Raw genomic sequence first — 22,239 nt, 5'->3', positions numbered from 1 at the left:
TCTTGTCAGCCAGTTCCCGACCGCCGCCCGCCATCATGTCGACGCTACCGGAACACCCCAGATTTCCTGTGCGTATTGCCGGATCGTCCGATCCGACGAAAAGAAGCCGACACGCGCGGTGTTGCGGATCGCCATGGCGTTCCAGCGCCGTTTATCGGCCCAGATGGCATCCACCGCTGCCTGCGCAGCGACATAGGCATCAAAGTCCCGCGCCACCATGAACCAGTCATGGTCGTAGAGCCCGCCGATCAGGTCGCGATAGCGGTGCGGATCGTCAGGCGAGAACACGCCCGACGAAATGGACTCCAGCGCTTCCTTGAGCCGCGGCGAACTGTCGATCGCCGCCCGTGGCACCTCGCTGCGGGCCCGCTTGTCATTCACCTCGTCGGTCGTGAGGCCGAAGATCACGATGTTGTCCGCCCCCACTTCCTTGTGCATCTCGACATTGGCGCCATCCATCGTGCCGATGGTAATGGCGCCATTGGCCATGAACTTCATGTTGCCGGTACCCGACGCTTCCATGCCGGCCGTCGAAATCTGCTCTGACAGGTCGGCGGCAGGAACGATCACTTCGGCCAGGCTGACATTGTAATTGGGCAGGAACACCACCTTGAGCAGCCCGCGCACCGCCGGGTCGTTGTTGATGACCTTGGCGACGTCATTGATCAGCTTGATGATGAGCTTGGCGTTCCAGTAGCCCGGTGCCGCCTTGCCCGCGAAGATCTTAACGCGCGGCACCCAGTCCCGTTCCGGATGGGCGCGAATTTCATCATACGCAGCAACAGCTTGGATGATGTTGAGCAGCTGTCGCTTGTATTCGTGGATACGCTTGATCTGCACGTCGAACATCGCGTCCGGCGAGACCACGATGCCCATGCGGTCCTTGATCAGCTTGGCGAGCTTCTGCTTGTTGGCCTGCTTGACGGCGGCAAACTGCCCCTGGAACGTCGGATCGTCCGCATGGGCGTCGAGCCCCTTGAGCAGGTCGATATCGTCGAGGAATTCCGGGCCGATCCTGTCGCTGATCAGCTTGGTCAGTTCGGGATTGCACTGCATCAGCCAGCGCCGCGGCGTGATGCCGTTGGTCTTGTTGTTGATGCGCTCCGGATAGAGCTTGTGCAGGTCCGAGAATACCGTCTGCTTCATCAGCTCGGTATGCAGCGCCGAAACGCCATTGATCGAGTGCGAGCCCACAAAGGCCAGCTGCCCCATGCGCACGCGACGACCGCCCGCTTCATCGATCAGCGACACATTGGCAATCTGCGCATCGCTGAACTTGGCGCGAACCCGCGCATCGGTCAGCACTTCGGCATTGATCTGGTAGATGATCTGCATGTGCCGCGGCAGCAGCCGCTCCAGCAGCGCCACCGGCCAGCTCTCCAGCGCCTCCGGCAGCAGGGTGTGGTTGGTATAGCCGAACACTCCCTTGCTCAGCTTCCAGGCCTCGGCCCACTTGATGCCGTTGTCGTCCACCAGGATGCGCATCAGCTCGCAGATCGAGATCGCCGGATGCGTGTCATTGAGATGGATGGCGACCTTGTCGGGCAGCGAGCCCAGGTCGCCATACTGCTGCAGATGCCGCCGCACGATGTCCTGCAGCGATGCCGACGAGAAGAAGAACTCCTGCCGCAAGCGCAGTTCCTGCCCCGCGGCCGTCGAATCGGCCGGGTAGAGCACCCGCGTGATCGCTTCCGCCCGCGAGCTTTCCTCGAGTGCGCCGATATGGTCGCCCGAATTGAACTTGTCGAGCAGGATCGGATCGATCGGCTGTGCGCTCCACAGCCGCAGCGTATTCACCCGCGCCCCGCGCCAGCCCACGATCGGCGTGTCATAGGCGACGGCCAGCACATGGTCGTTGGGCCGCCATTCCTGCCGCACCGTACCGTCAGGATCGGTCACCGGCTCGACATGGCCGCCAAAGCCGACCTCATAAGCGCTTTCGCGCCGCTCGAACTCCCAGGGATTGCCGTGCGTCAGCCATTCCTCGGGCAATTCCACCTGCCAGCCTTCGCTCATTTCCTGTCGGAACAGCCCGTGCACATAGCGGATGCCGTAGCCATAGGCAGGAATTTTCACCGACGACATGGATTCGAGGAAACACGCCGCCAGGCGCCCCAGGCCGCCATTGCCCAAAGCCGCGTCGGGTTCCAGGTTGATCAGGTCGCCCAGGTCGACATTGAGGTTCTTGAGGGCGTCGCGTACCGGCTCGATCAGCCCCACATTGCTCATGGCATCGCGCATCAGCCGGCCGATGAGGAATTCGAGGCTCAGGTAATAGACTCGCTTGTGCGACGTCCGCCATGTCTCGCGGGACGACTCCATCCAGCGGTCCATGACCCGGTCGCGCACAGTCAGGATGGTCGCCGCGAGCCAGTCATGCGGCCGGGCAACGATGGGGTCCTTGCCGACTGAATAGATCAGTCTCTCTAGTATCTCCGCCTGGATGGCCTCAACTGTGCGGGCGCGTGGTTCCGGCGTAGGGGCGTCGTAAACGATCGGCTGTTGCGGCATATCGCAATCCAGGTTTCATGACGATGTATTCCCCTCTAGAGACTTTAGTCTTGCACTTAATTTGGGCAGGCGAAAGCCCCCATGCGTCAATGCCCTCCTATGCCGGCTGCGCCGGCTGGGTGCTCTTTGCGACGGCATCTTCCGCTTCTGCCTGCGGAACCGTCACCCCGCTCTCGCGCGCCTGGTCCTGTGCATTGCTGATCAGCAGCTGCCCCAGGTTCCGCCAGTCTTCACCGGCCAGTTGCAGGTCGAATCTCTGGCGGTCGCGCATGCGCACCCCTTCCACGATCTCTTCGGACTCCTCGACGCCGGCACCGAGTGAGCGGATCGCTTCGCCGCCGAATTCCAGCGCCGATTCGAACAGTTCGCGCAGTTGATACTCCACGCCGGTCTTGACCAGCTCGATGGCGTGGGCGCGGTCGAAGGCGCGCGCCATGACCCGTACCAGCGGAAATTCGTCGCGCACCAGTTCGGCAATGCGCGTTGTCTGTTCCTTCCTGTCGGTGCAGATCAGGATCAGGTCGGCCGTGCTCGCACCGGCGGCGCGCAGGATGTCCAGGCGCGTCCCGTCGCCATAATACACCTTGAAGCCTATGCTCGCCGCAGCGCGTATCATCTCGGTATCATTGTCGATGATCGACACCGAATGGTGCATGGCCAGCAGCGGCTGGCTCGCGATCTGCCCGAAGCGACCGAAGCCGATGATCAGGATGCGGCCGGACAGCCCTTCGGCTTGCTCCACGCCATCCATCGATTGTTCCGCCGTCTTGGGCAGCACGAAACGCAGGCCGATGATGAAGAACGGTGTCAGCGCCATCGAGACGATCACCGTGGCGGTGAAGATCGCGTTGGTCGGCCCATCGATAATACCGGCCGTCGCCGCCGTGGTGTAGAGCACGAAGGCGAATTCGCCGCCCTGCCCCATCAGCACGGCACGCTCCAGCGCCTCCGCGTGGCCCGATCGCAGCAGTCGCGCAATGGCATAGATGGCCCCCGCCTTGACCAGCATATAGGCGGCGACACTCATGGCGATGATCTGCCAGTTCGCCCCCACGGTGCCGATATCCAGAGACATGCCCACGGCCAGGAAGAACAGGCCCAGCAGGATGCCACGGAACGGCTCCACATCGGCTTCAAGTTGGTGCCGGAAGGTCGAGGTCGAGAGCAGCACGCCCGCCAGGAACGCGCCCATGGCCATGGAAAGCCCGCTGGCCTGGAACAGCAATGCCGCGCCCAGCACCACCAGAAGGGCCGCTGCGGTCATGACTTCGCGCAGCTTGCTCGATGCGAGCAGGCCGAAGAACGGATTCATGATGCGCCTGCCCACGAAGATGAGCAGCAGCACTGCTCCGATCGGCGCGGCAATACCGAGCAGGCGGGAGACCAGGTCGACCTGTTCGCCCGTGCCGGGGGCTAGCAACGCCACCACAGCCAGCAGTGGAACGATCGCCAGGTCTTCCAGCAGCAGGATAGACACCATGCGCTGGCCGCTATCGGTCGCCAGTTCGCCACGCTCGCCCAGAATCTGCATGACGATAGCGGTCGACGTCAGCACGAAGCCCATGCCGAAGATGAAAGCGACGACAGGCGCAAAGCCGAGCAAGACGCCCACCCCGGTTAGCAGTGCACCGCTGGTCGCGACCTGAATGAGCCCAAGGCCGAAAATCTGCTTGCGCAGCGCCCAGAGCTTGGCGGGCTCCATTTCGAGGCCGATGATGAACAGGAACATCACCACGCCCAGCTCGGCCGTGGTGAGCACCGATTCGGGATCGTTGATGAGGCCAATTCCCGATGGCCCCAGCAGCAGCCCCGCCGCCAGGTAGCCCAGCACCGAGCCCAGCCCGATGCGCTTGAACAGCGGCACCGCGATGACGGCGGCACCCAGCAGGGCGACCACCGGGATCAGGTCGACACCATGCGCGGCCGCTTCCGCCGCATGTCCAGCAACTTCACCCGCCACCAAAAGAACCCCGCGCCGTAAAACCTGGTGCCGACTCTTTCGTCCCGCAGTCGCGCCGTCAAGGACGATGGCGGAATGGGTGACTTACGCTGGAGACGCCCCGGTCGGCGCGGTTCCATCAGGGGGCTCCAATCGCTCCTCCTTGCGCTTTCCGGCCGGCTTCTCTTCCTCTTCGGCCTGCTCGCGGATGGCGCGGGCCGTGTTGGCCAACAACTCGTCGCGGTCGGTCATGTTGCGCGTCCGGCGGACCGGCCGGCTCGGCACCATCGGCTTGCTGGGCAGCATATGGGCCAGCACCGAGGTGGCGATCAGCAGGGTCGGCACCGCCACCAGCCCACCCACCGGCCCCCAGGCCCACAGCCAGAACGTGATCGAAAGGAAGATCAGGAACGGATTGAGCGTCATGGTCCGGCCAATGAAATGCGGCGTCACGATCTGCCCTTCCACGAAGTTGATCGCCAGGTAACAACCCACCGGCAACAACATGTTCTGCAAGTCCGTCTCCGTGCCCAGCCCCACCGCAAGCAGCACCAGCATCATGACGCCCTGCCCCACATAGGGAATGTAGTTGAGCACGGCCGCCATCGCGCCCCACAGCAGCGGCGAAGGCACGCCGATCGCCCACATGGCCAGCGCCACCGCGCAGCCCACACAGCCATTGATGAAGGTGATCGACAGCAGGAAGCGGCTCACCTTCGCCTCCACATCGCGGAACACATGCGCCGTGCGCCAGCGCATGCGCCGGCTGACACACAGCGACAGCACCGAGATGCGGATGTGGTCCCGTGTCGCCACGAAGAAATAGAGGCTGGCAAGGAAGATCAGCACCTGCGCCAGGATCGCCGGCGCCAGCATGGCGACCCCGATCATCTGTCCGCCATCCTCGACCGTCACCGCCATGGCGTTGTCGCTGCCGAAGATCGAAGTGATCTGTTCCTGCACCGCCGCGACCGCCTCGAGCGGCCCCTCAAGGGTGGCGAGTTGCTGCTGCAGCTTGTTCCAGATCATGGGGCCTCGCGCCACCCATTCCGACAGCGGCCCCGAGAACAGCATCACGCCACCGGCAATCACCCCGATCAGCATGAGGACCACGATGCCCGCCGACAGGGCGGGCGGAACCCCGAAACGTTCGACCCGATCAGCCACTGGCCCGAACATCAGCCCGATAACGATCGCCAGGGTAACGGGAGCCAGAAAGACCTGCCCCACCTGCAGCGCGAACAGCAGTGCCAAAAATCCGACAAACACCACCGCCAGGCGGGCAGCATTAGCGGCCACGCGCTCGAACTGGCTCTCGGTCATGTCTCTGGGTGTCGCTGGCTTGGCTGCGCGTGCCATGTCAAATCTCGCTTGCGACCCCTCGCGCCAACCTAACGTCACCTGTGTGCAAACGTTCCGTTGAACAAGCCATTGCGGGGTTGTCGACCACCATGGCACCAACAGCTAGTGTGCCGCCCGGATTCGCATTCCTGCCAAGGTCATTTCATGCCGCGTAAAATCATCATCGACACCGATCCTGGCCAGGACGATGCCGTCGCTATCCTGCTGGCTCTTGCTTCGCCCGAAGAACTCGACGTGCTTGGCATTGTCGCCGTGGCCGGCAATGTCGGCCTGCATTACAACGCCATCAATGCCCGCAAGGTTGTCGAATTGTCCGGCCGCCGCGACATTCCCGTCTATGCCGGCTGCGCCCGCCCGATGCGCCGGCATCTGGTGACCGCCGAGCACGTCCACGGCGAGACCGGCATGAACGGCCCCGACCTGCCCGACCCCACCATTCCGCTGCAAGACCAGCACGGCGTCGACTACATCATCGACACCCTGATGGCATCAGAGCCCGGCAGCATCACCCTGTGCACCCTCGGGCCGCTGACCAATATCGGCGTGGCCCTGGTCAAGCAGCCCGCCATTGCCGAGCGGATCGCCGAAATCGTCATGATGGGCGGCGCCTATTTCGAGGTGGGCAACATCACGCCCGCGGCCGAATTCAACATCTATGTCGATCCCGAAGCGGCCGATGTCGTGCTCCGCTCGGGCGTCCCGATCACCATGCTGCCGCTCGACGTGACCCACCAGATTCAGTCCACCCCACAGCGCCTGGACGCCATCCGCGCCATGGGCAACCGGTCGGGCGAGGCGGTCCACGCCATGCTGACCTTCTCGGAGACCTTCGACCTGCAGAAATACGGCTGGGCCGGCGCCCCGCTGCACGACCCGACAGTAATCGCCTACCTGCTGCAACCGGACCTCTTCGAAGGCCGCCACTGCAATGTGACAGTCGAGACCGCGAGCGAACTGACCGTGGGCATGACGGTGGCCGATTACTGGCACGTCACTGGCAAGGTGCGGAACGTCAACTATTTGCGCAACGGCAACGCCGAAGGCTTCTTCGCGCTGCTCCTTGAGCGCCTTGCCCGGCTGCCCTGACCTGATCACTCACGCGTGATGCAATGTCTGAAACCGCCTCGCGCCCGGGGCCGTACCTGCCTGCAACCGAACCGTCGGAACTGAACCCACGGCCGGCTTCAACAGGGAGACGATCATGCACTTTACCAAGCTGGCCACCGGGGCCGCACTTGTTCTGCTTTCTACCACCATTGCCTTCGGCCAGGACAATCCAAGAGTTGGCGGCGCCGCCATGTTCGCTGACAAGAACATCGTAGAGAACGCGGTGAACTCATCCGACCACACAACCCTGGTCGCTGCCGTCACCGCCGCCGGCCTTGTTGAGACCTTGCAGGGTGCCGGCCCCTTCACAGTCTTTGCTCCGGTCAATGCGGCGTTCGGCAAATTGCCTGCTGGCACTGTCGACACCCTGCTGATGCCCGAAAACAAGGCGCAATTGGTCAAGGTCCTGACCGCCCACGTCGTAGCTGGCAAGGTTTCAGCCGCCGATCTGCTGGCTGGCATCGCTGCGAGCAGCAATGGCCAGTTCAATATTCGCACCGTGAGCGGCGATACCCTCATAGCTACGGCTCGTGGCAACACCGTTTACATCTACGACGAGTCGGGCGGCGCAGCGCGCGTCACCATCGCCGACGTAAACCAGTCCAACGGCGTGATCCACGTCGTCGATGACGTGCTTCTGCCGAAATAATCCTGCCTGGACTTGCGAAGGCCCCGCCCTGTGCGGGGCCTTTGCTTTTCGCCGGTGTGGGCGCTAGTGTCCGCCTCCCAAACCGAGACCACCGCAATGGACCTCTTCACCCTCGCCACCTTCACCATCGCCTATGCCATCGCTGTGCTGGTGCCCGGCCCCGGCGTCGCAGCCGTTGTTGCCCGCGCTTTGGGCGGCGGCTTCAAGGGTGCTTTCCCGATGGTGCTCGGCATCCTGGCCGGCGATCTGGTCTATTTCGTTTTTGCCGTATTCGGCCTCGCCGCCATCGCCACCTGGTTCGGCCCGGTCTTCGTGGTCATCCGTTGGGCCGGCGCCGCCTACCTGCTCTACATTGCCTACAAGTTCTGGACGGCTCGCCCGGGCTCCGAGCAGATGAAGCCCAAGAACGAAGGCAGCTGGAAGACTTTCCTCGCCGGCTTCTCGCTGACCATGGGCAATCCCAAGACCATTGTCTTCTATCTGGCCATTCTGCCCACCGTCATCCCGCTCGACCAGATGAACCCGGTCGCCTTCGCCGAGCTCACCTTCATCGTGGTGGTCGTGCTGCTGATCATCGGCTGCGGCTATGCCTGGCTGGCCTCGGCCGCCCGCGAAATGTTCAAGAGCCCGCGCGCCCTGGGTCGCCTCAACAAGACCGCCGGAGCCATGATGGCCACTGCCGCCGGCCTCGTCGTCTGGCAGCACTGAACGACACAGTCCTGCCGCGCGTCTTGTCCATCCGCCGCGTTCCCTCGGGCTTGACCTGAGGGCCACTCTCAACGCGGCGCAGGCAGCAATAAACCGTCGGATCAAGCTCGAGGGAACGCGGTGGGGAGTTTGGGCTGCTTGGGCCCCCTATCCGAAAATCGGCCGCACCTCGATCTCCCCCTCCCATCCCGGCCAATGCTCGGTATGGAGCTTGGCAAACCGCGTCGCCCAGTCCACCGCCTCGGCCTTGGATGGCACATCGTAGACCGCGTAGCCGCCCACCAGTTCCTTGCTCTCCGCAAACGGGCCATCGGTGATCATAACCTTACCCTGGCGGATGGCGATGAAGGCGCTCTCATCCTTGCCCATCAGCCCGCCCTGCGTCACCAGCACACCCGCCGCGCCGGCCTCGGCCCCCAGTTGGCCGATCGCCTGCATCAGCGCCATCGGCGGCGCTCCCACGTCAGCCTTGGTCGTCTTGACCATTGTCATGAACTTCATCGTCGTCTCCTATCCACCCGCGCCATGCGGCGCTGCTGACGCAACGTTTGAAGAAGCGCGAATTCGACACGCCGGCAACTATGATCACCGCTTGTGCACCTTCGACGCAAAACCGCCTCTTGCCTAAATCTTACGCAGTTTGACGTTGGTTTGGGCGTCTCTCCCGCCCAAACCCCGCTGGGTCTGCGCTACCTCCATTCCCCTAAGCTGCTGCTTTTACTGCCTAACTTCGCCCGGCCGCAGCTTGGCACACTATGTGCATTACTCCTGTTGCGGCACCTGCGGGTGTCATCGATTTCGGGGTCCAGAGCTGGGCGCCGCTTCAGGCAGAGCTGCCAACTGACAGACGCTTTCGGTCCTCGGGCCGGGCGGGGTCGGTTGGCAGCTTTTTTTGTTTTCGCGCCGCTTCGGCGGCAGGTGGAGAGACACGGATGGCAGAACGGTTAGTCATCATCGGCAACGGCATGGCCCCCGGGCGCATGCTCGAGCATCTGTTCGAGGCCGCGCCCGGCCAGTTCGACGTCACGATCTTCAACGCCGAACCCCGCGTCAATTACAACCGCCTCATGCTCTCTCCGGTCCTCTCGGGCGAGAAGACCTATGAGGACATCATCACCCATGGCGATGATTGGTACGCCGCCAACAATGTCACGCTGCACAAGTCCTCGCCGGTCACGCTGATCGATCGCGAAGCCCGCCGCGTCGTCTCCACCAACGGCATCGTCGCCGATTACGACAAGCTGGTCATCGCCACCGGCTCCAGCCCCTTCATTCCCCCCGTGCCGGGCCATCAACTGCCCGGCGTCGTCACTTATCGTGACCTCGACGACGTCGACAAAATGCTGGCCGCCGGCCCCGGCTGCAAGGTCGTGGTCATCGGCGGCGGCCTGCTGGGCCTCGAAGCCGCCGCCGGCCTCAAGATGCAGGGCATGGATGTCACCGTGCTCCACCTGATGCCCACCCTGATGGAGCGCCAGCTCGATCCCGCCGCTGGCTACCTGCTCGAAAGGGCCTTCAAGGATCGCGGTATATCAGTCATCACCAAGGCCAATACCAAGCAGGTGCTGGGCACCGACCGCGTCGAAGGCGTTGAGCTCAACGACGGCACCATCATCGATTGCTCCATGGTCGTCATGGCCGTCGGCATCCGTCCGGCTTCCGGCCTTGCCAAGGCCGCCGGCCTCGCCGTCAACCGCGGTATCGTGGTCGACGACCAGCTGCGCACCGATGACCCCCACGTCTTCGCCCTGGGCGAATGCGCCGAACACCGCGGCACCTGCTACGGCCTGGTCGCTCCGCTCTACGAAATGGGCGAAGTCCTGGCCAAGACCCTGGCCGGCCAGCCTTCCGCCTACCAGGGCTCGGTCACCTCGACCAAGCTCAAGGTCACCGGCATCGACCTCTTCTCCGCTGGCGATTTCGGCGAAGCCGAGGACCGCGAGGAAGTGGTGCTCCGCGATGCCAGCGCCGGCGTCTACAAGCGCCTCGTGCTCAAGGACGACCGCATCATCGGCGCCGTGCTCTACGGCGAGACTTCCGATGGCCCCTGGTATTTCGACCTGCTCAAGCGCGGCGTCGATACCCGCGAAATGCGCGACACACTCATATTCGGCCAGGCATATCAGGGCGGTGCCGCCCTGGACCCTATGGCGGCCGTTGCAGCCTTGCCGGATGAGGCAGAGATCTGTGGCTGTAACGGCGTGTGCAAAGGCAAGATCACCGGCGCTATCACTGGCAAGGGTCTCAACACCCTCGACGGCGTGCGCGCCCATACCAAAGCCTCCGCATCCTGCGGTTCCTGCACGCATCTGGTCGAACAACTGCTCCACGTCACCCTGGGTGACGCCTACAATCCCGCCGCCGTCCAGCCCATGTGCCCTTGCACGGAATACGGGCATGACGACGTCCGTCGCCTGATCATCGCCAAGGGCCTCAAGTCCATCCCGGCCGTGATGCAGGAGCTGGAGTGGAAGACCTCCTGCGGCTGCGCCAAGTGCCGCCCTGCCCTGAACTACTACCTGGTCTCCGATTGGCCGGGCGAATACGAAGATGACGGTCAGTCCCGCTTCATCAACGAGCGCGTCCACGCCAACATCCAGAAGGACGGCACCTATTCCGTCGTTCCGCGCATGTGGGGCGGTATGACCAATCCCAAGGAACTGCGCGCCATCGCCGATGTCGCCGACAAGTTCGCCATTCCGGCGGTCAAGGTGACCGGCGGCCAGCGCATCGATCTGCTGGGCGTCAAGAAGGAAGACCTGCCTCTGGTCTGGGCCGATCTCAATGCCGCCGGCATGGTCTCGGGCGCCGCCTATGCCAAGGGCCTGCGCACGGTCAAGACCTGCGTCGGCTCCGACTGGTGCCGCTTCGGTACCCAGGATTCGACCGGCCTCGGCATCCGCCTTGAGAAGTTCATGTGGGGCAGTTGGACCCCGGCCAAGGTCAAGCTCGCCGTCTCCGGCTGCCCGCGCAACTGCGCCGAAGCCACCTGCAAGGATATCGGCGTCATCTGCGTCGACTCTGGTTACGACATCCACTTCGCAGGCGCCGCCGGCCTCGACATCAAGGGCACCGAGCTGCTCTGCCATGCCGATACCGAGGACGAGGCGCTCGAGATCATCGTTGCCCTCACCCAGCTCTACCGCGAGCAGGGCCGCTATCTCGAACGTATCTACAAGTGGGCCAAGCGCGTCGGCACACCGTCTATCCTGGCCAATGTCGTCACCGACAAGGAAAAGCGCCGTCACTATTACGAGCGCTTCGTTTATTCGCAGACCTTCGCCCAGATTGACCCCTGGGAGGAGCGCGTCAACGGCAAGGACGCGCACGAATTCGCCGCCATGGCCGAATTCGGCATGCCCGTAGCAGCAGAATAGGGAGAGCCTTCATGAGCGACTGGATCGAGATCGGCACCATCGACGCCATTCCCCGCCGCGGCTCGCGCTGCGTCAACACTCCGGCCGGCAAGATCGCGGTCTTCCGCACCCAGGAAGACCAGGTCTTCGCCATCGAAAACCGCTGCCCGCACAAGCATGGTCCGCTCAGCGAAGGCATCGTTCACGGCGCCTCCGTCACCTGCCCGCTGCACAACTGGGTCTTCGACCTCACCACCGGCCAGGCCCTCGGCGCTGACGAGGGCCAGGTCAAGACCTACCCCATCGACCTGGTCGATGGTCGCATTTTCATGGCGTTCACGGCCGACCTGGTCGCCGCCGAATAGCTTAGTTCATTACCGTCAATAAGGAGCCGCAGGCGGTGCCTGCGGCAGGGAGTAAAAATGGCCTACGTCATACCTTCAGAATTTGTGACCAAGATGATCGACGCCGGTGAGGCAAAGGTCTTCATGTCCACCCGCGACACGCTGATCCGCGCCTATATGGCCGGCGCCATCCTGGCGCTCGCTGCGGCCTTCGCCATCACCATCAACGTGCAGACCGGCCAGCCGCTGGCCGGCGCCATCCTGTTCCCGGTCGGCTTCTGCCTGCTCTACCTCATGGGCTTCGACCTGCTGACGGGCGTCATGACGCTCGTGCCCCTCGCCCTCATCGACAAGCGCCCCGGCGTCACCCTGGCGGGCGTGCTGCGCAACTGGGGTCTGGTGTTCACCGGCAATTTCGCCGGCGCCTTCACGGTTGCGGTGATGATGGCCATCATCTTCACCTTCGGCTTCAGCCAGGCGCCCGATGCCATCGGCGAAAAGATCGGCCATATCGGCGAAGGCCGCACCGTCGGCTATGCCGCCCATGGCGCCGCCGGCATGCTGACCCTGTTCATCCGTGGCGTGCTCTGCAACTGGATGGTTTCGACCGGCGTCGTCGCCGCCATGATGTCGACCTCGGTATCCGGCAAGGTCATCGGCATGTGGATGCCCATCATGTTGTTCTTCTACATGGGCTTCGAGCATTCCATCGTGAACATGTACCTCTTCCCCTCGGGCATCATGCTGGGCGGCCAGTTCTCGATCATGGACTACCTGATCTGGAACGAAATCCCCACGGTCATCGGCAACATGGTCGGCGGCCTCGCCTTTGTCGGGCTGGCGCTCTACGCCACCCATGGTAGCCGAGCCACGCAGCGCGCTGCTTCGCTCAAGTATGCTCCCGCCGAATAGGCTACACACACTGTGACAGGCGTCCCGCATGGCGGGGCGCCTGTTCAGTCCAGGAGCCTCATGAGCGCCAGCCTCGCCATTTCCCTCGGACAACACTCCGACAAGGGTCTCAAGCCGGCCAATCAGGATTTCTATGGCGCGCTGATCCCGACCCAACCGGCGCTCGACCTCAAGGGCATAGCCATCGCCCTGGCTGACGGGATCTCCAGCAGCGACGTCAGTTCCATCGCCGCCCAGACGGCGATCAAGAGCTTCCTCGCCGACTATTACGACACATCCGACTCCTGGCCGGTCAAGACATCGGCCCACCGCGTCATCTCGGCCACCAATGCCTGGCTCCACGCCCAGACCCGCGCCCGCCAGGCCGATGATGTCGATAGCGGCTATGTCTGCACCCTGAGCGTGCTGGTGCTGAAATCGCGCGCCGCCCACATCTTCCACATCGGCGATTCCCGCATCTACCGGCTCGCCGGCCGCTCACTCGAGCAACTGACGGTGGACCACCGTATCGCCGCCGGCGCAGACCGCTTCTATCTGGGCCGCGCCCTCGGCATTGGTGGCAATGTCGAGGTCGATTACCGCAGCGTCCCGGTCGGGGTCGGCGATATCTTCGTGCTCACCACCGACGGCGTCCACGAACATGTCGATGGCGCCATTGTCGCCGAGGCCATCGAGGATCATCCCGACGATCTCGACGCCGCCGCCCGGCACATTGTCACGCGTGCCCTCGGCAATGGCAGCACTGACAATCTCACCATCCAGATCGCCCGCATCGATGCCCTGCCCGGCGGCGAGGCCGCCGACTTCCTCGGTCAGTCCGCCGACCTGCCACTTCCCCCACCCATCGAGCCCGGCACCGATTTCGACGGCTACCGCATCCTGCGCCCCCTGCACGCCAATGGCCGCAGCCAGGTCTTTCTAGCCCAGGACAACACCGATGGCCGCGTCGCCGTGATCAAGGTTCCGGGTCTCGACATGCGCGACGACCCGACATTCCTCCGTCGCTTCATGATGGAGGAGTGGATTGCCCGGCGTCTCAATACGCCGCATGCCCTGCGCATCCACCAGCAGGACCGCAAACGTCACTACCTCTATCTCGCCACCGAATATGTCGATGGGCAGACCCTCACCCAGTGGATGACCGACAATCCGCGCCCGGATCTCAACGCAGTGCGCGATCTGGTCGAGCAGATCGCCCGTGGCCTCAACGCCTTCCATCGCCAGGAAATGGTGCACCAGGACCTGCGCCCCGACAACATCATGATCGACAGGACCGGCACGGTTGTCATCATCGACTTCGGCTCCACCAAGGTGGCCGGCGTGGTCGAGGCCCAGCCGGTGGAGAACGAAGCCCTGCTCGGCACCGTGCAATATGCGGCGCCGGAATACCGCATCGGCGACACCGGCACCGACCGCTCCGACCAGTTCTCCCTTGGCGTCATTGCCTACCAGATGCTGACGGGACAGCTACCCTACGGCGCCGATGCGGCAATGCTGCGCAATCGCAGCAACCTCACCCGTCTGCGCTATCAGACCGCACCCGCCGATCGCATCCCCGAATGGGTCGATCGCGCAATCGAAAAGGCCGTCCACCCCGACCCAGCACAGCGCTACGAGGCACTGTCGGAGTTCATCTACGACCTCCGCCATCCCAATCCAGCCTTCGCCGCCATGCCGCCACGCTCCCTGCTGGTCCGCAACCCGGTGCTGTTCTGGCAACTGCTCTGCCTCGCATTGGCGGGCACAGTCGCCGTGCTGCTGACGCTGTTGTTGGGACGCTAGGCCAGCGTCCCAACTCCGTTTCTATTTCATGGTCGGCATCTGGAATTCGGCGCCATCCTTGATGCCCGATGGCCAGCGCGCGGTCACAGTCTTGGTCCTGGTCCAGAACTTGATCGCGTCCGTACCATGCTGGTTGAGGTCGCCGAAGGCACTCGCCTTCCAGCCGCCAAAGCTGTGATAGGCCAGCGGCACCGGCACGGGCACATTGATACCGACCATGCCGATATTGACCCGCGCCGCGAAGTCCCGCGCCGCGTCCCCGTCGCGGGTGAAGATCGCCGTGCCATTGCCATAGGGATTGTCCATGGTCAGCTTGAGCGCGTCCTCATAGGTCTTGGCGCGGACGACCGACAGCACCGGCCCGAATATCTCTTCCTTGTAGATGTCCATCTCTGATGTGACATTGTCGAACAGGCTTGGCCCGACGAAATAGCCGTTCTCATAGCCCTGCAGCGTGAACCCGCGTCCATCGACCGCCAGGGTCGCGCCTTGGGCGATGCCGGATTCCACCAGCGCCGCGATACGATCCTTGGACGCCTTGGTGATGACGGGGCCCATTTCGGATGCCTTGTCGGTCGCCGGACCCACCTTGAGCTTCTCGATGCGCGGCTTGAGAGCAGCAACGATGCGATCGGCCGTCTCCTTGCCGACAGGTACGGCAACCGAAACCGCCATGCAGCGTTCGCCGGCCGAGCCGTAGCCGGCCCCCATCAGCGCGTCGGCAGCCTTTTCCATGTCCGCGTCGGGCATGATGATCATGTGGTTCTTGGCCCCGCCGAAAGCCTGCACGCGCTTGCCCTCGGAGGCGGCCGTTGCATAGACATAGCGGGCGATCGGCGTCGAACCCACAAAGCTCACGGCGCCGATCTGCTCGTGGTGCAGGATGCCGTCGACCACCGACTTGCCGCCGTGAACGACGTTGAGCACGCCCTTGGGCAGCCCGGCCTCGATAGCCAGCTGTGCCAGCCGTACCGGCACCGACGGGTCCCGCTCCGATGGCTTGAGGATGAAGGCATTGCCGGCGGCGATGGCCGGCGACAGCATCCAGAGCGGGATCATGGCCGGAAAGTTGAACGGCGTGATGCCCGCGCCAATACCGACAGCCTGGCGCATGGAATACATGTCGATCCCCGGCCCGGCTCCATCGGTGAACTCGCCCTTGAGCAGGTGCGGTGCGCCCGCCACGAATTCGGCCACTTCCAGCCCGCGCAGGATATCGCCCTTGGCGTCCTCGACGGTCTTGCCATGCTCGGCGCTCAGCAGTTCGGCCAGCGCATCCATGTCGCGATTGATCAGCGCCACGAAGTTGAAGAACACGCGGGCGCGGCGCTGCGGATTGGTGGCGGCCCACTTGGGCTGGGCGGCGGCGGCCGAAGCCACGGCGGCGTTCAGGTCCGCCTCGGTGGCAAGGGCCACGCGCGCCTGTACCTCGCCCGTTGCAGGATTGAACACGTCCTGGAATTCGGCGCTGTTGCCCGATGTTTCGACGCCGTCGATGAAATGGCCGATGCTGCGCATGAGAGTCTCCCTTGTTGCGGAACACTCTTGGCGCTACACCTCACGCATCGCAACACGATAGATTTCGCATCTGTTGTGCGAAAATTATAGCACATGCACGCCCACAACGCGGGTAGAAGGACTTAGGAGGCGCAATGAACTGGGACGACGTTCGCATTTTCCTCGCCGTCGCCCGCCACGGCCAGATCCTGGGGGCTGCGAAATCCCTCGCGCTCAATCACGCCACCGTCGCCCGGCGGCTTACCGCGCTCGAAACGGCGCTCGGCAGCAAGCTCTTCACCCGCAAGACCAACGGTTCGGAGCTTTCGGGGGATGGCGAGCGCTTTCTCGTCCATGCCGAGCGGATGGAAAGCGCCATGCTGGCGGCCCGGGAAGCAACCGGCGCCGATAGCCTCATTGAGGGCAGCGTGCGCGTTGGCGCGCCCGACGGCTTCGGCGTCGCCTTTCTCGCCCCGCGACTCGGCGAATTGACCGAGCGCCACAAGGGCCTGCGCATCGAGCTGGTTCCGGTGCCGCGCGCCTTCTCCCTCTCCCGCCGCGAGGCCGACATAGCCGTTACCCTGGAACGCCCCCGCGAGGGTCGGCTCGTCGCCCGCAAGCTGACCGACTATCGCCTCGGCCTCTATGCAGCCCGCGCCTATCTCGCCGCGCATGGCACGCCGCTAACGCTCGATGAACTCGCCGACCACCGCCTCATCGGCTATGTCGAGGACCTGCTCTATACCACCTCGCTCGACTACACCGCCGAGTTCCTCAAGGGCTGGCGCTCCAGCCTCGCGGTCTCTTCGGCCATGGGCCAGACCGAGGCGGTCCGGTCAGGCGCTGGCATCGGCATCCTCCACGCCTTCATGGCGCGGCCCGACGCCGATCTGGTGCCCGTGTTGCCGCAGCACACCTTGACGCGCAGCTACTGGACCGTGGTGCATGAAGACCTGCGTTCCATCCGCCGCGTCGGCACCGTGGCCGAATTCCTGACTGACATTGTCCGGCGCGACCACGCCATTTTCTAGCCGGCACTCCAGATGTCGCGCACGAGTCTCTGCATCAGCAGCGACTCGCTCCAGCGATCGGTCAGGTCGCGGCCATCGCCCCCCGAAATCGCATAATAGGGCCCCGGCCCCAGCTCGCACATGAAGCTCAGTTCCGCGTCATCAGCCGCCCGCCGGCGCCAACTGGCAAAGCCCCGCGTCCACCAGGCGACAAACTGCTCCACATAGGGCTGGTGCTGCGCAAAGCTCAGCGGCAGTTGCACCTGCCCACTCCCCGCGACCCGTCCATGATAGGCCCATGCATGATCCAGAATCTGGCCAATCTGCCGGTCGGTCTCGTCGGACACCGGCAGTTCCACCTCCCGCGCCACCACATAATGCGACAGGTCCGCCAACAGCTTCACATCAGGCACCGCCTCAAGCAGATCGAGCGTGAACAGCAGGTCATTGGTCAGCCGTCCGCGATGGGTCTCCACATAAACCGGGAAATCCACCTGCGCCGTCATCGCCTCCAGCCGCTGCAGCAGGCTCACCGCCTCTGCAAGCGTCCGCGGGCGCATATTGAGCTGCAGGTTGAGGTGATGGAGGCCATATCTGGTCCCCCGCTCCAGCGCCGCCGGGACCTGCCCGATATCGGTGGGCAGGCACAAGCCCTCGACCACCAACCCTTCGGCACGCGCCAGTTCCGCGCTCCTCCGCGCCGTCGCGTCATCCTCCCACATCGTGCCGAAACCGTCGAAGCCGGCGCCCTTGATCAAGGCGACATTCTCCTCCAGCGACCGCTCGACCGGCACATCGCGAAGAGCCTGCATCGCCCAAAGCGATTGCAGCACCAGCAGTTTCTGCATCGTCATGCCCCTATGTCGACCCAGCGCTGCTCCCGGTGACTCTGCGCCATGGCATGCACGGCTCGTTCGATGCCAAGCCCGGTCTCGAAGTCGATCACCCGCGCCTGCTCCCCTTCTATCGCCTTGAGCAGCTCATGGCATTCGATGATCTTGAGATCATTGAAGCCCAGCCCATGCCCTGGCGCCGGAATGAATCGATCATAGGGCCCGTGCTGGGGCGCGGCGAGAATGCTGCGGAAGCCCTGCTCCGTCGGCTTGTCCGAGGTGACATAGAGCTGCAGCTCGTTCATTCGCTCCTGGTCGTAGACGACGCTGCCCTTGCTGCCGAAAATCTGCAGCGCGATGCGCCCCTTGCGGCCCCAGGCCGACCGGCTGAGCGCCATCACGCCACTTATCCCCGCACCCAGCTCAAACAGTACACTGGCGATATCGAACGTCTCCACCGCCCGGCGCGTGCCGTCTTTGGTGGGCCGGTCGGCATAGGGCTTGGAGAGATGCGCGAAGACCCTGGTGACCGGCCCGAACATCACCTGCAACAGGCTCAGGGGATGCACACCGAAATCGTCCAGCGCCCCATAGCCAGAGCTCGCCTCGCTCTTCCAGTAGAACAGGGCCTCGGGGTCGGCCATGAAGTCCTCATCCATTTCAAGACGGACATGGTTGACCACCCCGATCGTGCCCTCGCTAAGGATGGCGCCGATCTGCCGCACGAGGGGATTCTGGATATAATTGTAACCCAGCACCGCCACCTTGCCCGACGCTCTGGCCGCTGCGGCCATGCGCTCGGCATCATCGAGCGCCACCGCCATCGGCTTTTCGCACCAGACATGCTTGCCCGCCTCCAGCGCCGCGATGGCCATTTCGGCGTGAAACGCATTGGGCGTGGTCACCGACACCACGTCGACCTCAGGGTCGGCGATCAGCTCGCGCCAGTCGCCCGTCGACCGCGCGAAGCCGAACTCATCGGCCCGCTGCCGGGCGATGTCGGCATTGACCTCGGCCAAGTGGACCAGGAGCGGCCTGGGACCGTCCCCGAACACCGCCTTGACCCCGTTCCAGGCCAATGCGTGGCACTTTCCCATATAGCCGGTACCGACAAGGCCAACGCCGATTGTTGTTTTCATTCCGTCCTCCGCCCTTGGCGAAATGAATAGTTCATCTATTCCATTTCCGGAATAGGCTTTCTAACGCGACTTGATTGCCGCCCCATATTGGGGATTATGGGCACAACAGCGAGAGCACGCCATGCCCGATACATCAGCCAAATTGCAGCCCCCGCAGGATTTCGACGCCCTCCGCGCCACCATTCTCGAACGCAAGGGCGAGTTGCCCAAGCGGCTGACGCAGGTGGCGGTCTATGCCCTCGATCATCCCGACGAAATCGCCTTCGGCACCGCCGCCAGCATCGCGCTGTCGGCCGATGTGCAGCCCTCCACGCTGGTGCGCTTTGCCCAGCATTTTGGTTTTGACGGCTTTTCCGGCCTGCAACTGCTGTTTCGCGCCCGCCTGCGCGAACGCACTTCGTCCTACGAGGAACGCCTGCGCATTTTGGAGCAGGATGGCGCGGCGCTCGCCGAAAGCACCACCATTTTCAATGGCTTCGTCGCAGCGGCGCATCGCTCCATCGACGCCATTGCCGCTGCCGTCGAGCCCGAGGCGTTTGAACGCGCGGTGACGTTGCTGGCCGGCGCCGATACCATCTACCTCATCGCCAAGCGCCGCTCCTATCCAATTAGCAGCTACATGGCCTATGCCTTTGGCAAGCTGAAGGTGCGCTGCCAACTGGTCGGGACCTCCGCCGGCATCGACGACGACATGCTGGCCATGGCCACGGCAAGGGATGCCGCCTTCGCCGTCAGCTTCTCTCCCTACGCGTCCGAGAGCGCCGCCCAGGCCCGCTCGATGGCCGCCCGCGGCATTCCCGTCGTATCGCTCACCGATTCGGCCTTCTCGCCGCTGGCGGAGTGCTCCGCCGAATGGTTCGAGGTGGTGGAGGCCGACCATGCCGGCTTCCGCTCGCTGTCCGCCAGCATGGCCTTCGCCATGGCCCTGACCGTTTCCATTGCCGAAAAGCGTCGACGCGGCTGAGCCACACTGCGCGATGAACGGATTATGATCGCATTCTGGGCGGGACAGTTGAATTCCAGTGTTGGAATGAATATTCCAGATTGACGAATAGTCAGAATTTGTGTTTCGTTGCTGCAACCAGCAGCGCTGGATGATTGCATATTGGCCCAAGGCCGCATGGGAGGATTGCCGTGACCAACGCGCACCCCGATGACGGGACGAAAACTCTCGACGTCATTACCATCGGCCGCGCCTCGGTTGACCTCTATGGCCAGCAGATCGGGACGCGGCTGGAGGATATCGGCACCTTCGCCAAATCGGTTGGTGGCTGCCCCGCCAATATCGCCGTGGGCACCGCCCGCCTGGGCCTCAAGTCGGCTTTGATCACCCGCGTCGGCAACGAGCAAATGGGCCGCTTCATCCGCGAACAGCTCGATCGCGAGGGTGTCGAAACCTCGGGCGTCGCCACCGACCCCAACCGCCTCACGGCCTTGGTCCTGCTTTCGGTCGAGGCCGAAGGCGTCTCGCCGATGATCTTTTATCGCACCGACTGCGCCGACATGGCGCTCGACGAAAGCAATATCGACGAAGCGCTGATTGCCTCGGCCCGATCAATTGTCGTCACTGGCACGCACTTCTCCCGCCCCAACAGCGAGGCCGCCCAGAAAAAGGCCATCCGCCTCGCCAAGGCCAATGGCGCGCGTGTTGCTTTCGATATCGACTATCGGCCCAATCTATGGGGCCTGGCCGGCCACGATGCCGGCTTCGAGCGCTATGTCGCCTCCGACATCGTCTCGGAGAAATACAAGTCCATCCTGCCCGATTGCGATCTCATCGTCGGCACCGAAGAAGAGGTGCTCATCGCCTCCGGCCAGGCCGACCTGCTCTCCGCGCTCAGGACGATCCGCTCCCTATCCTCCGGCACGATCGTCCTGAAGCGCGGCCCCATGGGTTGCATTGTCTATGACGGCGCCATTCCCGATGACCTGGAACACGGCATTGTCGGCAAGGGCTTCCCGATCGAAGTCTATAATGTCCTGGGCGCCGGCGACGCCTTCATGAGCGGCTGGCTGCGCGGCTGGCTGAAGAGCGAACCCCACGCCACCAGCGCCACCTGGGCCAATGCCTGCGGCGCCTTCGCGGTATCCCGCCTGCTCTGCGCCCCGGAATATCCGAGCTGGGAAGAGCTCAGCCATTTCCTGGCCCATGGCAGCAGCGAACGCGCCCTGCGCAAGGATGCCGGGCTCAACCACATTCACTGGGCGACGAACCGCCGCCGCGACATTCCGAGCCTCACCGCCCTGGCGATCGACCATCGTAGCCAGCTCGAAGACCTGGCCAATGGCGATGCCAGGCTGCTGGCGCGTATCCCCGCCTTCAAGACCCTGGCCGTCAAGGCCGCCGTGAAAGTGGCCAATGGCCGGCCCGGCTTCGGCATGCTGCTCGACGACAAGTATGGCCGCGAAGCGCTCTTCGCCGCTGGCGGCATCAAGGACTTCTGGATCGGCAAGCCGATCGAGCTGCCGGGCTCACGGCCGCTGCAATTCGAATTCAGCCAGGATCTCGGCTCGCGGCTGGTCGACTGGCCGGTTGATCACTGCATCAAGGTGCTCTGCTTCTATCATCCCGACGACCCAGCCGACCTCAAGCGCGCCCAGGTCGAAAAGCTCCGCTCGGCCTATGAGGCTGCACGCAAGGTGGGCCGCGACCTGCTGGTCGAGATCATCGCCGGCAAGCACGGCACATTGGCAGACGACACCATCAGCCGCGCCCTCACCGAACTCTATGACGCTGGCATCAAGCCCGATTGGTGGAAGCTCGAGCCGCAGGCCAGCCGCGCCGCCTGGGCGGCCATCGATCAGGTCATCGAAGCCAACGACCCATATTGCCGTGGCGTGGTGCTGCTGGGCCTCGAGGCCTCCCATGAAGTGCTCGAAGCCAGCTTTGCCGCCGCCCGCACCTCCCGCACCGTCAAGGGCTTCGCCGTCGGCCGCACCATCTTTGCGGAGTCGGCAAAGAGCTGGCTGGCAGGTACAATAAGCGACGAGGATGCGGTGGCCGACATGGCCCGCAAGTTCGGCGCACTGGTTGAGGTATGGGAGCGGCTGGGCGAGAGCAAGGCGGCGTAGCCTGTTGCCTATCAACCT

Annotated in this window: 17 protein-coding genes; 10 read left to right on the top strand and 7 right to left on the bottom strand. The window is 63.8% G+C overall.

Annotated elements, in window-relative coordinates; all coding sequences use genetic code 11:
- Window positions 1-33 precede the first annotated feature (33 nt).
- The 3 genes from IH615_RS14190 to IH615_RS14180 all read right to left on the bottom strand — a co-directional run bounded on the left by IH615_RS14190 (window position 34) and on the right by IH615_RS14180 (window position 5,809).
- Window positions 34-2,511 (bottom strand): glycogen/starch/alpha-glucan phosphorylase, encoded by a 2,478-nt coding sequence (locus tag IH615_RS14190; RefSeq protein ID WP_291362622.1) that lies wholly within the window; start codon window positions 2,509-2,511, stop codon window positions 34-36.
- Window positions 2,512-2,608: 97 nt separating this feature from the next.
- Complete coding sequence (locus IH615_RS14185) at window positions 2,609-4,471, bottom strand: monovalent cation:proton antiporter-2 (CPA2) family protein (protein WP_291362620.1); 1,863 nt, start codon at window positions 4,469-4,471, stop codon at window positions 2,609-2,611.
- A gap of 84 nt (window positions 4,472-4,555) precedes the next feature.
- Window positions 4,556-5,809, bottom strand: coding sequence for an AI-2E family transporter (locus IH615_RS14180; RefSeq protein WP_291362618.1), 1,254 nt, complete (start codon window positions 5,807-5,809; stop codon window positions 4,556-4,558).
- A gap of 147 nt (window positions 5,810-5,956) precedes the next feature.
- On the opposite strand from IH615_RS14180, the gene IH615_RS14175 reads away from it, so the two are divergent.
- The 3 genes from IH615_RS14175 (at window position 5,957) to IH615_RS14165 (ending at window position 8,276) form a co-directional block, all read left to right on the top strand.
- Window positions 5,957-6,898 (top strand): nucleoside hydrolase, encoded by a 942-nt coding sequence (locus IH615_RS14175; protein WP_291362616.1) that lies wholly within the window; start codon window positions 5,957-5,959, stop codon window positions 6,896-6,898.
- 115 nt (window positions 6,899-7,013) lie between these two features.
- Window positions 7,014-7,568 carry a fasciclin domain-containing protein gene (locus tag IH615_RS14170; protein ID WP_291362614.1) on the top strand — a complete coding sequence of 185 codons (555 nt, stop codon included), beginning with the start codon at window positions 7,014-7,016 and terminating at the stop codon, window positions 7,566-7,568.
- Between the two features lie 96 nt (window positions 7,569-7,664).
- Window positions 7,665-8,276 (top strand): LysE family translocator, encoded by a 612-nt coding sequence (locus IH615_RS14165; protein WP_291362612.1) that lies wholly within the window; start codon window positions 7,665-7,667, stop codon window positions 8,274-8,276.
- A 147-nt stretch (window positions 8,277-8,423) separates the two neighbouring features.
- Here the strand turns inward: IH615_RS14165 and IH615_RS14160 are convergent, their stop codons facing one another.
- Window positions 8,424-8,777 (bottom strand): YciI family protein, encoded by a 354-nt coding sequence (locus IH615_RS14160; RefSeq protein WP_291362610.1) that lies wholly within the window; start codon window positions 8,775-8,777, stop codon window positions 8,424-8,426.
- 431 nt (window positions 8,778-9,208) lie between these two features.
- On the opposite strand from IH615_RS14160, the gene nirB reads away from it, so the two are divergent.
- Genes nirB through IH615_RS14140 form a run of 4 tightly spaced genes read left to right on the top strand, consistent with a single transcriptional unit; the run spans window position 9,209 to window position 14,670 of the window.
- On the top strand, window positions 9,209-11,653 hold the full coding sequence (nirB, locus tag IH615_RS14155) for a nitrite reductase large subunit NirB (protein ID WP_291362608.1): 2,445 nt from the start codon (window positions 9,209-9,211) through the stop codon (window positions 11,651-11,653).
- Window positions 11,654-11,664: 11 nt separating this feature from the next.
- On the top strand, window positions 11,665-11,997 hold the full coding sequence (gene nirD, locus IH615_RS14150) for a nitrite reductase small subunit NirD (protein ID WP_291362606.1): 333 nt from the start codon (window positions 11,665-11,667) through the stop codon (window positions 11,995-11,997).
- 57 nt (window positions 11,998-12,054) lie between these two features.
- Window positions 12,055-12,888 carry a formate/nitrite transporter family protein gene (locus tag IH615_RS14145; protein WP_291362605.1) on the top strand — a complete coding sequence of 278 codons (834 nt, stop codon included), beginning with the start codon at window positions 12,055-12,057 and terminating at the stop codon, window positions 12,886-12,888.
- 60 nt (window positions 12,889-12,948) lie between these two features.
- On the top strand, window positions 12,949-14,670 hold the full coding sequence (locus IH615_RS14140; RefSeq protein WP_291362603.1) for a bifunctional protein-serine/threonine kinase/phosphatase: 1,722 nt from the start codon (window positions 12,949-12,951) through the stop codon (window positions 14,668-14,670).
- A gap of 21 nt (window positions 14,671-14,691) precedes the next feature.
- On the opposite strand, the gene IH615_RS14135 is transcribed toward IH615_RS14140, so the two are convergent.
- Window positions 14,692-16,188 carry a CoA-acylating methylmalonate-semialdehyde dehydrogenase gene (locus IH615_RS14135; RefSeq protein ID WP_291362602.1) on the bottom strand — a complete coding sequence of 499 codons (1,497 nt, stop codon included), beginning with the start codon at window positions 16,186-16,188 and terminating at the stop codon, window positions 14,692-14,694.
- 134 nt (window positions 16,189-16,322) lie between these two features.
- Here IH615_RS14135 and IH615_RS14130 point away from each other — a divergent pair, with 134 nt between their 5' ends.
- Window positions 16,323-17,198, top strand: coding sequence for a LysR family transcriptional regulator (locus IH615_RS14130; RefSeq protein WP_291362600.1), 876 nt, complete (start codon window positions 16,323-16,325; stop codon window positions 17,196-17,198).
- Here the strand turns inward: IH615_RS14130 and IH615_RS14125 are convergent.
- Window positions 17,195-18,031, bottom strand: a complete 837-nt coding sequence (locus IH615_RS14125; RefSeq protein WP_291362598.1) for a sugar phosphate isomerase/epimerase — start codon at window positions 18,029-18,031, stop codon at window positions 17,195-17,197. The two genes, IH615_RS14130 and IH615_RS14125, sit on opposite strands and share 4 nt — an antisense overlap.
- Window positions 18,028-19,149: a Gfo/Idh/MocA family oxidoreductase gene (locus tag IH615_RS14120; RefSeq protein ID WP_291362596.1), complete on the bottom strand. Its 1,122-nt coding sequence runs from the start codon at window positions 19,147-19,149 to the stop codon at window positions 18,028-18,030. Before IH615_RS14120 ends, IH615_RS14125 begins: the two co-directional genes overlap by 4 nt.
- A 121-nt stretch (window positions 19,150-19,270) precedes the next feature.
- Between IH615_RS14120 and IH615_RS14115 the strand changes: the two genes are divergently transcribed.
- Window positions 19,271-20,113 carry a MurR/RpiR family transcriptional regulator gene (locus tag IH615_RS14115; protein WP_291362594.1) on the top strand — a complete coding sequence of 281 codons (843 nt, stop codon included), beginning with the start codon at window positions 19,271-19,273 and terminating at the stop codon, window positions 20,111-20,113.
- Between the two features lie 170 nt (window positions 20,114-20,283).
- Window positions 20,284-22,221, top strand: coding sequence for a 5-dehydro-2-deoxygluconokinase (iolC, locus tag IH615_RS14110; RefSeq protein ID WP_291362592.1), 1,938 nt, complete (start codon window positions 20,284-20,286; stop codon window positions 22,219-22,221).
- The last annotated feature ends 18 nt before the right edge of the window (window positions 22,222-22,239 follow it).

Source organism: Devosia sp. (assembly GCF_014860165.1).
In the GTDB taxonomy this organism is placed as follows: Bacteria; Pseudomonadota; Alphaproteobacteria; order Rhizobiales; family Devosiaceae; genus Devosia.
Note: the sequence above shows the minus strand (reverse complement) of the source record. Positions and strands in the feature narration are given on the sequence as shown.

What these genes read in the sequence shown, in the direction of transcription:
- nirB (WP_291362608.1), top strand. Translation starts at nt 9,209, where the DNA reads ATGGCAGAACGGTTAGTCATCATCGGCAACGGCATGGCCCCCGGGCGC.
- IH615_RS14175 (WP_291362616.1), top strand. Translation starts at nt 5,957, where the DNA reads ATGCCGCGTAAAATCATCATCGACACCGATCCTGGCCAGGACGATGCC.
- IH615_RS14140 (WP_291362603.1), top strand. Translation starts at nt 12,949, where the DNA reads ATGAGCGCCAGCCTCGCCATTTCCCTCGGACAACACTCCGACAAGGGT.
- IH615_RS14120 (WP_291362596.1), bottom strand. Translation starts at nt 19,149, where the DNA reads ATGAAAACAACAATCGGCGTTGGCCTTGTCGGTACCGGCTATATGGGA.
- IH615_RS14190 (WP_291362622.1), bottom strand. Translation starts at nt 2,511, where the DNA reads ATGCCGCAACAGCCGATCGTTTACGACGCCCCTACGCCGGAACCACGC.
- IH615_RS14180 (WP_291362618.1), bottom strand. Translation starts at nt 5,809, where the DNA reads ATGGCACGCGCAGCCAAGCCAGCGACACCCAGAGACATGACCGAGAGC.
- nirD (WP_291362606.1), top strand. Translation starts at nt 11,665, where the DNA reads ATGAGCGACTGGATCGAGATCGGCACCATCGACGCCATTCCCCGCCGC.
- IH615_RS14165 (WP_291362612.1), top strand. Translation starts at nt 7,665, where the DNA reads ATGGACCTCTTCACCCTCGCCACCTTCACCATCGCCTATGCCATCGCT.
- IH615_RS14130 (WP_291362600.1), top strand. Translation starts at nt 16,323, where the DNA reads ATGAACTGGGACGACGTTCGCATTTTCCTCGCCGTCGCCCGCCACGGC.
- IH615_RS14170 (WP_291362614.1), top strand. Translation starts at nt 7,014, where the DNA reads ATGCACTTTACCAAGCTGGCCACCGGGGCCGCACTTGTTCTGCTTTCT.
- IH615_RS14160 (WP_291362610.1), bottom strand. Translation starts at nt 8,777, where the DNA reads ATGAAGTTCATGACAATGGTCAAGACGACCAAGGCTGACGTGGGAGCG.
- IH615_RS14135 (WP_291362602.1), bottom strand. Translation starts at nt 16,188, where the DNA reads ATGCGCAGCATCGGCCATTTCATCGACGGCGTCGAAACATCGGGCAAC.
- IH615_RS14145 (WP_291362605.1), top strand. Translation starts at nt 12,055, where the DNA reads ATGGCCTACGTCATACCTTCAGAATTTGTGACCAAGATGATCGACGCC.
- IH615_RS14125 (WP_291362598.1), bottom strand. Translation starts at nt 18,031, where the DNA reads ATGACGATGCAGAAACTGCTGGTGCTGCAATCGCTTTGGGCGATGCAG.
- IH615_RS14115 (WP_291362594.1), top strand. Translation starts at nt 19,271, where the DNA reads ATGCCCGATACATCAGCCAAATTGCAGCCCCCGCAGGATTTCGACGCC.